The 12,548-nt window shown below is 72.6% G+C and carries 6 protein-coding genes; 4 read left to right on the top strand and 2 right to left on the bottom strand.

All coding sequences use genetic code 11. The features are described 5' to 3' along the window. The 4 genes from IE251_RS40520 to IE251_RS05095 all read left to right on the top strand — a co-directional run. On the top strand, positions 1-5,581 hold a 5,581-nt coding region (locus IE251_RS40520), incomplete at its 5' end, for a type I polyketide synthase (RefSeq protein WP_229896601.1). After that, a complete protein-coding gene (locus tag IE251_RS41875; protein WP_189751653.1) occupies positions 5,578-7,830 on the top strand; it encodes a cytochrome P450 in 2,253 nt (750 codons plus the stop codon). The genes IE251_RS40520 and IE251_RS41875, both read left to right, overlap by 4 nt. Then, positions 7,830-8,993 (top strand): macrolide family glycosyltransferase, encoded by a 1,164-nt coding sequence (locus tag IE251_RS05090; RefSeq protein ID WP_200692134.1) that lies wholly within the window; start codon positions 7,830-7,832, stop codon positions 8,991-8,993. Before IE251_RS41875 ends, IE251_RS05090 begins: the two co-directional genes overlap by 1 nt. A 194-nt stretch (positions 8,994-9,187) precedes the next feature. Further along, positions 9,188-9,925 carry a glycosyltransferase family 4 protein gene (locus IE251_RS05095; RefSeq protein WP_189751654.1) on the top strand — a complete coding sequence of 246 codons (738 nt, stop codon included), beginning with the start codon at positions 9,188-9,190 and terminating at the stop codon, positions 9,923-9,925. Positions 9,926-9,981: 56 nt separating this feature from the next. On the opposite strand, the gene IE251_RS05100 is transcribed toward IE251_RS05095, so the two are convergent. Together IE251_RS05100 and IE251_RS05105 are read right to left on the bottom strand one after the other, a co-directional pair. Then, positions 9,982-11,295: a PP2C family protein-serine/threonine phosphatase gene (locus IE251_RS05100; protein ID WP_189751744.1), complete on the bottom strand. Its 1,314-nt coding sequence runs from the start codon at positions 11,293-11,295 to the stop codon at positions 9,982-9,984. Next, positions 11,295-12,104, bottom strand: coding sequence for an alpha/beta fold hydrolase (locus IE251_RS05105; RefSeq protein WP_189751655.1), 810 nt, complete (start codon positions 12,102-12,104; stop codon positions 11,295-11,297). Before IE251_RS05105 ends, IE251_RS05100 begins: the two co-directional genes overlap by 1 nt. Positions 12,105-12,548 lie beyond the last annotated feature (444 nt).

Raw genomic sequence — 12,548 nt, forward strand, 5'->3', positions numbered from 1 at the left:
TCGTGGGTGGGATGTGGGTCGTCTTTACGATCCGGCCGGTGGTCCGGGGACGTCGTACACGCGGTCGGGCGGTTTTCTGGCGGACGCGGGTGGCTTCGATGCCGCGTTCTTCGGTATTTCGCCGCGTGAGGCGTTGGCGATGGATCCGCAGCAGCGGGTGCTGCTGGAGACGGTGTGGGAGACGTTGGAGGACGCGGGGATCGATCCGACGTCGTTGCGGGGCAGCCAGACGGGCGTCTTCACCGGCATCTGGGCCTCCGGCTACGCGGGCGGCGTGGACCAGATCTCGCGCGACGCCGACGGCTATGTGGCCACCGGCACGGCGACGAGCGTGACCTCCGGGCGGGTGTCTTACCTGCTGGGGCTGGAGGGTCCGGCGGTGTCGGTGGACACGGCGTGCTCGTCGTCGCTGGTGGCGATCCACCTGGCGGCGCAGGCCCTGCGGGCGGGGGAGTGCTCGCTGGCGTTGGCCGGCGGTGTGACGGTCATGGCGACACCCGCCGCCTTCATCGACTTCTCCCGCCAGCGGGGGCTTGCGGCCGATGGGCGGGTGAAAGCGTTCGCCGAGGCGGCGGATGGTACGGCGTGGGGTGAGGGCGCGGGTCTGGTGCTGCTGGAGCGGTTGTCGGACGCCCGGCGCAACGGCCACCGGGTGCTGGCGGTCGTCCGGGGCTCGGCGGTCAATCAGGACGGGGCGTCCAATGGGTTGACGGCACCCAATGGTCCGTCGCAGGAGCGCGTCATCCGTCAGGCGCTGGTGAACTCCGGGCTGGAGCCTTCCGAGGTGGACGCGGTGGAGGCGCACGGCACCGGCACCACTCTCGGTGACCCTATTGAGGCGCAGGCACTCCTGGCGACCTATGGCCGGGACCGGGTGGAGCCGTTGTGGCTGGGGTCGGTGAAGTCGAACATCGGGCACACGCAGGCGGCGGCGGGTGTTGCTGGTGTGATCAAGATGGTGATGGCGATGCGGCACGGGCAGTTGCCGCCGACGCTGCATGTGGATGCGCCGACCTCGCACGTCGACTGGTCGGCGGGCAGAGTCTCGCTGCTGACCGAGGCCCGGCCGTGGCCCGACAACGGCCGGCCCCGCCGTGCCGGTGTGTCGGCGTTCGGCATCAGCGGTACGAACGCGCACGTGATCCTGGAGGCACCGGTCCCGGACCCGGTCCCTGCCGAGGAGACGTCCTCCACGCCCGCCCCCGCGGCCGCGGTGCCGTGGCTGCTGTCGGCCAAGTCCGAGCAGGCGCTCCGGGCTCAGGCCCGCAGACTCCAGGCGTACGCGGCCAAGGCCCCCGACGCGGACGGCATCGGCGCCGCGCTCGCCGCGCGGACCCGGTTCGCCCACCGGGCCATGGTGACCGGACCGGACGCGCTGGCGGCCCTTGCGCGCGGGGAGGTACATCCCGGGCTGGTGACCGGCCAGGCCCGGGACTCGGGCAGGTCGGCGTTCGTGTTCTCTGGTCAGGGTGGTCAGTGGGTGGGGATGGGGCGGGGTTTGTATCGGGTGTTTCCGGTGTTCGCGCGGGCGTTGGACGAGGTGTGTGGGTTGTTGGGGTTGCCGGTGGAGGTGTTGTTCGAGGACGGGGAGGGGGTGTTGGGGCAGACGTCGTTCACGCAGCGTGGGGTGTTCGCGTTGGAGGTGGCGTTGTTCCGGTTGGTGGAGTGGTTGGGGGTGCGGCCGGATTTCGTGGTGGGGCATTCGGTGGGTGAGGTGGCGGCGGCTCATGTGGCGGGGGTGTTGGGGTTGGAGGATGCGTGTGTGCTGGTGGGGGCGCGGGGGCGGTTGATGCAGGGGTTGTCTGGTGGTGGGGCGATGGTGTCGGTGCGGGCGTCGGTGGAGGAGGTGGTGGGGTCGTTGGTGGCGGGTGTCGAGGTGGCGGCGGTGAACGGGGTGGATGCGGTGGTGGTGTCGGGGGATGAGGCGGCGGTGGTGGCGGTGGGTGAGGTGTGGCGGGGTCGTGGGCGTGAGGTTGGGCGGTTGGCGGTCAGCCATGCGTTTCATTCGGCGCGGATGGATCCGGTGCTGGAGGAGCTGGGCCGGGTGGCGGGGGGTTTGTCGTTCGGTGAGCCGGTGATTCCGGTGGTGTCCACGGTGGCTGGTTGTCCGGTGGATATGGGGGAGGCTGGGTATTGGGTGCGGCAGGTGCGGGAGCCGGTGCGGTTCGCCGATGCCGTGGAGTGGCTGGTGGGCCGGGGGGTCACGGGGTTTGTGGAGGTGGGGCCGCATCCGCTGCTGGTGGGTAATGGGTTGATGCGGCGTGGTGGTGATTCTGCGGAGCGGTTGTTCGCGGGGCTGGGCCGGTTGTGGGCGGACGGGGCCACGCGCTGGATGCCACCCTCCACCGCACCGGCCGGAGCGGGCGCGCGGGTGCCCTCGTATCCCTTCCAGCACGAGCGCTACTGGCTCCAGCCCACCACCCCGTCGGAGGGCCTCGACACGCCCGACCACCCGCTGCTGCGGTCCCTGGTGAAGCTCCCCGACGGGCAGGGCGTGGTGCTGACCGGGAAGCTCTCGGCGTCCGTCCACCCCTGGCTGGCCGAGCACACCGTGCTCGGTTCGACGCTGCTGCCCGCGATGGCGTTCGTGGACATGGCCGTCCACGCCGGCGAGCACACGGCCAGCCCCGTACTGTCCGAGCTGGTCCTGGAGGCGCCGCTCGTGCTGTCCGAGCGCGACGACGCGCACGTGCAGGTCACCGTGGGCGCGCCCGACGACACCGGACGCAGGCCCGTCACCGTCCACTCCCGCACCTCCGCCGAGCCCGACGAGTGGACCCGCCACGCGACCGGCGTGCTCGGTCCGTCGGCGGACCGGGCGACACGGGCCGACCGGGCGGACATACCCGGGGCGGACGGCAGCGAGGCCGCGCCGATCGACATCGGCTCCCTCTACGACCGGCTCGCCGAAGCCGGCTACGACTACGGGCCGACCTTCCAGGGCCTCACCGGCGTCCGGCGGCACGGCGAGGACCTGCACGCCGAGGTGAGCTTCCCGGCGGACCCCGCGCAGCTCACCGGCTACCGCGTCCACCCCGCGCTCCTGGACGCCGCCATACAGCCGCTGACCCTGCTCGCCGGCCTCGCGGCCGAGGACGGCGGTGCCGGCGGCAACCCGGCGCGGCTGCCCTTCTCGTTCTCCGGTGTGTCGGTCACCGGGTCGGCCGCGACGGTTCGCGTGGTGCTGCACCCGACCGGGCCGGACACCTGCGCGGTGCGGATCACCGACACCGCCGGGACGCCGGTCGTGAGCATCGACGAGATCGTCCTGCGGCCCGTCGAAGCGGCGGGTCCCGGTGCCGGGCGCCGATCGAACGCGCTGTTCGCCGTCGACTGGGCCCCGTTGGCGGCACCGGACGGCCCGGACACCGACACGGTCCTCCACGAGGTCGCCGGCGAGGGCGAACCGGTCGCGGCCGCCCACGCGGTGACCCGGGAACTGCTCGGCAGGGTCCGGGAGTTCCTCGCCACCGACACGTCGGCCCGGCTCGTGGTCCTCACCGGCGACGACCTGGCCTCGGCCGCCGCCCGCGGCTTCCTGCGCAGCGCGCACAGCGAGAACCCCGGGCGGATCCTGACCGTCCGGCACGACGGCACGGCCGCCTCACGACGGGCGATCCCCGCCGCGGTGCGCGCCGCCGTGAGCGACGGCGAGCCCGAGATCCGGCTGCGCGACGGAGCCGCCCTCGTACCGAGACTGGTGAGGGCCGCCCCGGCCCGGCCGGCCGGGCCCCTGAACGGCGCGCCCCTGGACGGCACCGTGCTGATCACCGGCGGCACCGGCACCCTCGGTGTCCTGGTCGCCCGGCACCTGGTCGCGCGGCACGGCGCCCCGCACGTGGTGCTCGCCGGGCTCCGCGGCGCCGAGCCGCCCGGGCTCCGCGAGGAACTGGGTGCCGCCCTCACCGTGGTCGCCTGCGACGCCGGTGACCGCGGTGCACTGAGGGATCTCGTCGCCTCGATCCCCGACCTGCGGGTCGTCGTGCACGCCGCCGGGGTCGTCGACGACGCCGTGGTGGAAACGATGACACCGGAGCAGATCGACACGGCGCTGCGCCCGAAAGCCGATGCCGCGTGGCACCTGCACGAGGCCACCGAGCACCTGGACCTGCGGGCGTTCGTGCTGTTCTCCTCCGCGTCCGGGGTGTTCGGCGCTCCCGGGCAGGCCAACTACGCCGCCGCGAACGCGTTCCTCGACGCACTCGCCGAGCACCGGCACGCGCGCGGTCTGCCGGTCACCTCCCTGGCCTGGGGCCAGTGGGCCGAGTCCAGCGGCATCACCGGCAACCTGACCGAAGCCGACCACCGCCGGCTGGCGAGGACCGGGATGCTGCCGCTGGCCACCGAGCAGGCCCTCGACCTGTTCGACACCGCCCTGGCCGGCGAACGCCCGGCGCTGGTGCCGGTCCGTCTCGACCTCGCGGCGATCGACGCCCCGCCCGCGCTGCTGCGCGGACTGGCCCGGCCGCGGCGCGCGCCGGCCCCGGCGACCGGCCCCGGCGACCTGCGGGCCAGGCTCGACGCCCTGCCCGAGCCCGAGCAGCGCGCCCTGCTGCTCGACCTGGTCGTCACGCACAGCGCGAGCATCCTCGGGATGGCACCCGGCGGGATCGACGACCCGCGACAACTGTTCCGCGACCACGGCGTCGACTCGCTGACCGCCATCGAACTGCGCAACCGGCTCAACGCGGCCACCCAACTCCAGCTCCCGGCGACCCTCGTCTTCGACTTCCCGACACCCGAACAGCTCGTCAACCACCTCTACGGGCAGCTGTGCTCCCCGGAGAACCGGGTCGCCGGGCCGATGGAGCGCCTGCTGCGCAAGGCCGTCGACGTCGGTCGCGCGCGGGACGGCCTCGACCTGCTGGCCACGGCGTCCCGGCTGAGCCCGGCCACCGACGCGCCCAAGGCCGAGGCGGTCGCCCTCGCGGCCGGCTTCCTCCAGCCGTCGCTGGTCTGCCTGCCGTCCGCGCTGGCGTCCGGCGGCATCGAGGAGTACGGGCGGTTCGCCGCGGCGCTGGAGGCCGCCCGCGACGTCACGGCCGTCACCCTGCCGGGCTTCGCCGGCGACCCGCTGCCCGCCGACGCCGATGTCCTGGTCCAGGCACTCGCCGAGGCCGCGTCGGCCGTCGCCGCACCGGTGCTGGTCGGCCGTTCGGTGGGGGCGTGGCTGGCGCTGGCGACCGCCGGGGAACTGGAACGGCGGGGGGCCCGGCCCAGCGCCGTGGTGCTGATCGACGGCTACCCCGACGACCTGCCGGGTGTGCTCACCGGCATGCTCGACGCCGGCCACCAGGTCCAGCCGGTCGACGACGACCGGCTGGTCGCCATGGGCCGTTACCTCGATCTGGCCGGCGCCCCAGAGCCCGTCAACGCGCCGGTGCTGCTGGTGGGCACCGGGAAGCGGTCGTGGCCCCGGCTGTCCACCACCGCGCAGGAAGTGCTCACCCTCTCCGGCGACCACTTCACCGTACTGGAGGAGCACTCCGCGGCCACGGCGCTGGCCATCAGCACGTGGCTTCTCGACTTCAGCGGATACGGAGCCGGTTTGTCCGCGCTCAGGGGAAAGGACGATGCATGATCTGGGACAACGTCTACATCGGCGGAACGGGGCGCTATCTGCCGCCCCGCACGCCCGCGACGCGGGCCGTGCCGGACACCGAGACCATGCGGCGGCTGCTCGCGCTGTCGGACTTCGTGTCGTTCACCCGCTCCGACGACGTCACCGAGCACGCGATGGCCGTGCACGCGGCGATCGGAGCCCTGCGCGAGTCCGGCCTCAGCGGCGCCGACATCTCCATGGCCGCCTACGCCCAGATGGACCACCAGGACCACATGGCGTCCTCCTGCCACCTCCAGCGCGTCCTCGGCCTCGGCCACGCCCTCGTCTACGAGGTCGAGGCGACCAGCAACGGCGGCTCGGCCGCGCTGCAGTCCGCCGCCGCGCACCTGGTGGCCGACCCGGCCGCGACCGCGACCCTGGTCACGGCCACCGCCCGGTTCCTGCCGCCGCGGTGGGAGCGCTGGCAGCCCACCATCGGGATCTTCCTGGCCGACGGTGCGGTCGCGGCCGTGCTCGACCGCGAGGGCGGCCGGGCCCGGCTGGTCGCGACCGCCAACAGCTCCGCGACCCAGATGGAGGTCCTCGCCACCCCGACGATCCCGGACCCCGAGGGCCACCGCAACCGTACGCCGATCGAGGTCACGGGCCTGGCCCCGTATCTGACGCTGATGAGCGGCGCGCTGGTCACCGCGGTCGAGCAGGCCGCCAAGGAGGCCGGCGTCGCCGTCGCCGACATCACCAGGTTCGTCGTCACCGGTCTGGGCCTGGCCCAACTGGAGGTCGTCGTGCTGGAGCCGCTCGGCATCGACCTGGGCCGCACCACCTGGCCGATGCTGCGCGAGCTCGGGCACGTCGGGCCGTGCGACCAACTGCTCGGCATCGACCACCTGCTGCACGACGAGACCCTCAAGCCCGGCGACACCATCATGTCGATCGGCCTCGGCATGGGCTCGCGGTTCACCGCGTCCCTGCTGGAGGTCACCGAGCCGCCCAAGCCCCGTACGGCCACCACCTTCACCGAACCGGTGCGCGCGCAGGCCCCGCCCGCCGACGCGTATGTCATCGACCCCTCGGGCAGCGACATCTTCGGCGAGGCCGCTGCCCTGCGCGAACGCGGCCCGGCCACGCCCGTCGAACTGCCCGGTGGCGTGTCGGCCTGGGCCGTCACCGGGCACGACCTGGCGAAGAAGCTGCTGCTCGACCCGAGGGTCTCCAAGGACGCGAACAAGCACTGGCCCATGTGGCACGACGGTGACATCCCGCCGGACTGGCCGCTGATCATGTGGGTCGCGATGCAGAACATGTTCACCGCCTACGGCTCCGACCACACCAGGCTGCGCAGCCTGGTGGCCAAGGCGTTCACCCCGCGCCGTATCGAAGCGATGCGGCCGCGCGTCGAGGAGATCACGGCCGGCCTGATCGCCGACCTGGCCGCGGTGCCGCCGGGGCAGGCGGTCGACCTGCGCGCACGGTTCGCGTTCCCGCTGCCGATCCAGGTCATCACCGGCTTGTTCGGGGTGACCGCGCAGACGGGTGCGGACCTGCGGCGGCTGGTGGACGCGGTGTTCAGCCTCGACGCGGACCCGGCGGGCGTGCAGGCCGCCTCCGGCGAGCTGTACATGCTGCTCAAGGACCTCGTGGCCGCCAAACGACGCGACCCCGGCGACGACATGACCAGCGACCTGATCGCCGCGCGGGAAGCCGACGGCACACGGCTGTCCGAGCGGGAACTGCTGGACACCCTGCTGCTGACCATCTCCGCCGGCTTCGAGACGACGGTCAACCTGCTCGACCACGCCGTCCACGCGCTGGCCACGCACCCGGCCCAGCTCGCCCTGGTCCGGTCCGGGACCAGCACGTGGGAGGACGTGGTGGACGAGACCCTGCGCTGGCAGGCGCCGGTGCCGAACCTGCCGCTGCGGTACGCCGTGGAGGACATCTCCGTGGACGGCGTGCGGATACGCAAGGGTGAGGCGATCCTGCTGTCCTACGGCGCGGCCGGGCGCGATCCGGGGCAGCACGGGGCCGACGCGGAGGACTTCTCCGTCACCCGGCCGTCGCGGGCCGACCACCTCACCTTCGGGCACGGCGTGCACTACTGCCTCGGCAGCCCCCTGGCCAAGCTGGAGGCGACGACGGCGCTGTCCGCGCTGTTCTCCCGGTTCCCCCGGCTGAAGCTGGCCGTCCCGTCGTCCGAACTCGAACCGCTGGGTTCCTTCTTCACCAACGGGCACAAGACTCTGCCGGTCATCCTGGAGGAGGGCTGATGGCCCATTTCGCCTTCGTGAGCGCGCCCGCGTCCGGGCATGTGAACCCGACCCTGCCGCTGGTCGAAGAGATGGTCCGGCGCGGTCACCGGGTCAGCTACGCCACGGGACCGGCCACCATGGACGGCCCCGTCGCCGCCGGGGCGGCGCCGGTGACCCTGCCCTCGCGACTGCCACCCGACATGGCGGCGCGGAGCGAGTTCACGGCGGAACAACTCGCCGTGACGATGGAGTACTACCTCGACGACGCGCGTGCCTCCTTCCCCGTCCTGGCCGAGCACTTCTCGGCCGACCCGCCGGACGCCGTGTGCTACGACTCGGTGACCTTCACCGGGAGGATGCTGGCGAACCTGCTCGGGGTGCGGGAGATCTCCCTGGTGCCGACCTTCGCGGAGAACGAGTCCTTCTCGGCGGCGCAGGTGTACCTACCGGCCGACTTCGACCACGCCAACCCCCGGCTGGTGGCCGCGATCCAGGACATGGGGAAGTTCGCGCAGGGCCACACCTTCCTCGAGGACCCGAACCTGATGTTCGGCCACGTGGCCCCGACGACCCTGGTGTTCATCCCCCGCGAGTTCCAGATGGCGGGGGAGACCTTCGACGGGCGCTTCCACTTCGTCGGGCCGTCGCTGAGCAGCCGGCAGACCGCCGAGGAGTGGAGCCCCCGGTCGCGCGCCCCGGTACTGCTGATATCGCTGGGAACCGTCTTCAACGACCGGCCCCGGTTCTACCGGACCTGCATCGAGGCGTTCGGGGACAGCGACTGGCAGGTCGTCATGGCGGTGGGCGGACTGGACCGGGAGACCTTGGGCCCGGTCCCGGCGAACGTCGAGGTGCACGCGCACGTGCCGCAGGTGGCGGTGCTGCGACACACCGAGGTGTTCCTGAGCCACGCCGGGATGAACTCGGCGATGGAGTCTCTCTACCACGGGGTGCCCTTCGTGGCGGTGCCGCAGATCCCGGAACAGCGGGCGGTCGCCCGGCGGGCGGAGGAACTCCGGGTCGGCAGGACGCTCGCCGAGCCGACCGTGCGGGGCCTGCGCGACGCCGTCCAGGACGTCCGGGCCTGCCGCCCCCGGGCGGCGGCCCTGAGCCGGATCGTGCGCGGGGCGGGCGGCGCGTCGAAGGGGGCGGACGTCCTGGAGAAGCTGCTGACGCGGTAGCGGCCGGACTCCACCGGGCAGCCCGCACCCGCACCCCGCCCGGTGGAACCCGTCCCCGCGCACGGCCTCGTACGGCGTGCTCGGGTCGGGCCGGCTGATCACCGAGCGGTACATCCTGATCACGGCGCCGTTCTTCCTGTGCTACACGGTGGCGCCGCGTCCACCGGCGGGTCGCACGGCAGGCCGACGTAGTCGTGGCCGCCTGCGCCGCCGACGCGGCCCGGCTCGGCTGCGGGGACCGGACAGCCGTGGTCCCGAACACCTACCCCGCTCCGCCCGCTCACCCGCAGGTGCCGCCGCGCCCCGACGGCGGCGCGACCATCCTGTTCCAGGGCTCCTTCGACTGGGCGCCCAACACGGACGCCGCCCGCTGGCTGACCGCGGACATCCTCCCGCTGGTCCGCGAGCGGCTCCCGCACGCGAGGGTCGTACTGGCGGGCGCCTCCACACCGGAGGTCGTCGCGCTGGCCGGCCCGCACGTCGAGGTCACCGGCGCGGCCCCCGACATGACACCTCACCTGCGGGGCGCCGACCTGGTGATGGTGCCGCTGCGCGTGGGCAGCGGCACCCGCATCAAGATCCTGGAAGCCTTCGCACACGGTGTGCCGGTGGTCAGCACCACGATCGGCGCCGAGGGACTCGACGTGGTCGCCGGTGAGCACCTGGCGATCGCCGACACGGCCGAGGGCCTGGCACGGCACTGCGCCGATCTGCTCACCGACCGGGCCGCGAGGACCGCCACGGTCACCGTGGCGGCCCGCCTGTACACCGTCCGTTACCTGCCCGGACACGCGGCGGCCGGGGTACGGCAGGCGGTCCTGCGGGCGACCGGCGGTCCGGCCGGCGTCGCCACCGCCGCGATCGGGCGCCACGCGCCTGACGAACGGCTATGGCCGACCCATGAGGAGCCCCGCAGGCCCTTCAGTGCGTGACCGTCCCGGGCAGGAGGCGGCGGCCCCCGGGTGCGCTGTGGGATCGAGGTCTCCGGTCACCTCGATGACGGGGCCGGAGGGGGAGCTCCGCGTGCGGGTGTTCCTCTCGCTCGCTGTTGCTCTTCTCCGTCGGCGCGCGGCACGTGGACGGCCAGGAGGGCGGTGTCGTCGTCCACCCCGGTGCCGAGCGTGCCGAGGAGGTCGCGGACGGCTGTGATGGTGCCCTGGGCGGTGGTGGGGGCCAAGGCCCGGACGAAGTCGAGGAGGGCTTCATCGCCGTAGCGTTCGCCGCGGACGGCGGTGTGGGCCTCGGTGAGACCGTCGGTGTGCAGCAGGAGGGTGTCCCCGGGATCGAGGCGGAAGGTGATGGTGGCGATGTCGGCGTCGGGCACGACGCCGATGAGCTGGCCGCCGGGAGTGGGCAGGTAGTCGGCGGTGCCGTCCGCGCGGAGCAGCAGCGCCGGGGGGTGGCCGCCGCTGGCGAGGACGATACGGAAGCCGCCTTGGTCGCCGTCGGGGGTGAGCAGGCCGAAGATGACGGTGCAGAACCGGGGGTCGGTTCCGTTGTACTCGTGGTTGAGGACGGTGTTGAGGTTGCTGAGGACCGCGGCCGGGTCGGGGTCGTAGACGGCGGCGGCACGCAGGGTGTAGCGGGCCAGGGAGGTGACGGCCGCCGCCTCGGTGCCCTTGCCGCACACGTCTCCGAGGAACAGTCCCCAGGTACCGGCTGCGAGGGGGAAGAGGTCGTAGAAGTCGCCGCCGACCTCGTCGGTCGAGGCGATGTGGTAGTACGCGGCCACGTCCAGTCCGGGCACGTTCCCCACCGCCGGCGGCAGCAGCGTCCGCTGCAGGGTGGTGGCCAGTTGCTGGAGGCGTTCGCGTTCGCGCTCGGCCTCCTGGCGGGCGCGCAGCAGTTCCTGCTCGTAGGCGCGGCGGTCACGGGCGTCGAAGACGGTGGTGCGGATCAGCAGCGGCTGCCCGTCGCTGCCGCTCTTGACGGTGGAGGTCACGAGGACCGGCATCCGGCTGCCATCGGCCGCCCTCAGCTCCAGCGCGATGCCACTGATCTTGCCCTGCATGCGCAGGAGCGGCGCGAAGTGCGTCTCGTGATAAAGCCGCCCACCGGTGGTGAGGAGATCACTGAACTTCCTCCGGCCGACCAGCTCCGCGCGCTTGTAGCCCAGCCAGTCCAGCAGAGTGGTGTTGACCTTGGCGATCTGCCCGTCCAGCAGGGTGGAGAGATATCCGCACGGGGCGTTCTCGTACAGATCCTCGACGCTGTCTTCCAGCAGAGCGGCGAAAGTCCGGTCGTCGTCCGGGGGCTGTCCGGGATCCGGGCCGCATCCCTGGTCGCCGTCGTTCCGGCACATCATCGCAGTGTCCTCGCGAACGCGGCGATGGCCTGGGCCGTCTCCTCGGGGGCGCTGAGCTGGGGGCAGTGCCCAGTGGCGTTCAGGGTGACGAGCCGGCTTCCCTTGATCTGGGCCTGGACGAAGGCGCCGACCTCCGGTGGGGCGATGGCGTCGCTGGAGCACTGGGCAACGAGGGTGGGCACCGCCACCTGCGCCAGGTCGGCGCGGTTGTCGGACAGGAACGTGACCCGGGCGAAGACCCGGGCGATCTCCGGGTCGGTGGCGCAGAAGCTGTTGGTCAGCTCCTGCCCCAGTTCCGGGCGCTCGGGGTTGCCCATGATGACCGGTGCCATCGCCCCTGACCAGCCCAGATAGTTCGCGTCCAAGGACTGCAGCAGTTCCTCGATGTCCTCGGCGCTGAACCCGCCGCGGTACCCGGCCGCGGGATCGTCGATGAAGCAGGGGGAGGGGGCGAGCAGCACCAGCCCGGCGAAGTACTCCGGGTGTCGCGCCGCGGCCAGCACGCCCATCATCGCGCTGACCGAGTGGCCCACGAACGTCACCGGACCGAGGTCCAGCTCCCGGCAGATCTCCAGCACGTCGTCCACGTAGCCGTCCATGCCGGAGTAGCGGTCCTCGCTCCACGCCGACAGGTCCGAGCGGCCTGCTCCCACATGGTCGAAGAGCACCACCGTGAACTCACGCTCCAGCGTCGGTACCACCAGACGCCACAAGTTCTGGTCGCATCCGAACCCGTGCGCCAGCATCACGACAGCCCCGCCCGGCTGCCCGGACACCCGCACCTGGTTCCTGCTGCGCACGTCCATACGCCTCATCCTCGCAGATTCGGGATACCGGGAGTCATCGAGCGACGCTCGATGACTCCCCCCTCCTGCGATAAGAGGCTGCGGCGACGGATGCGGTCCGCCGTGTGTCACTCGACGGCTGCGGACTCGTGATGCCGGAACACCGCGACGACGAACCCGTCCTCGACCCGGGCACGCTCGCCTGCCGCCGTGCCCCTCCTCCATGATCACGCGGTGGTGTCGGTCCGTGTCAGGTGGCCGCACGACGGGCCTGGGGCACCTGTCGGTGGACTCGCTGACGACCCACATCGTCGCGGCCGCTATTCTCTCCCTCCTGTGCTTCATGAAGGACGTGTCCGGCTGGCTCGGGTGGGCGCGGGGGCCGCGCGAGGTGCTGCCCGGCGGCCGGCCATGGAGACCGCGGGCACCGGCCAGGCGGCTTATCGGCTGGCAGCCGGCCCGCCG

This window comes from Streptomyces eurythermus, assembly GCF_014649115.1.
In the GTDB taxonomy this organism is placed as follows: domain Bacteria; phylum Actinomycetota; class Actinomycetes; order Streptomycetales; family Streptomycetaceae; genus Streptomyces; species Streptomyces eurythermus.

Bases quoted from the DNA above. Each gene is read 5' to 3' on its own strand.
- IE251_RS05090 (WP_200692134.1), top strand. From the start codon at position 7,830: ATGGCCCATTTCGCCTTCGTGAGCGCGCCCGCGTCCGGGCATGTGAAC.
- IE251_RS05105 (WP_189751655.1), bottom strand. From the start codon at position 12,104: ATGGACGTGCGCAGCAGGAACCAGGTGCGGGTGTCCGGGCAGCCGGGC.
- IE251_RS41875 (WP_189751653.1), top strand. From the start codon at position 5,578: ATGATCTGGGACAACGTCTACATCGGCGGAACGGGGCGCTATCTGCCG.
- IE251_RS05100 (WP_189751744.1), bottom strand. From the start codon at position 11,295: ATGTGCCGGAACGACGGCGACCAGGGATGCGGCCCGGATCCCGGACAG.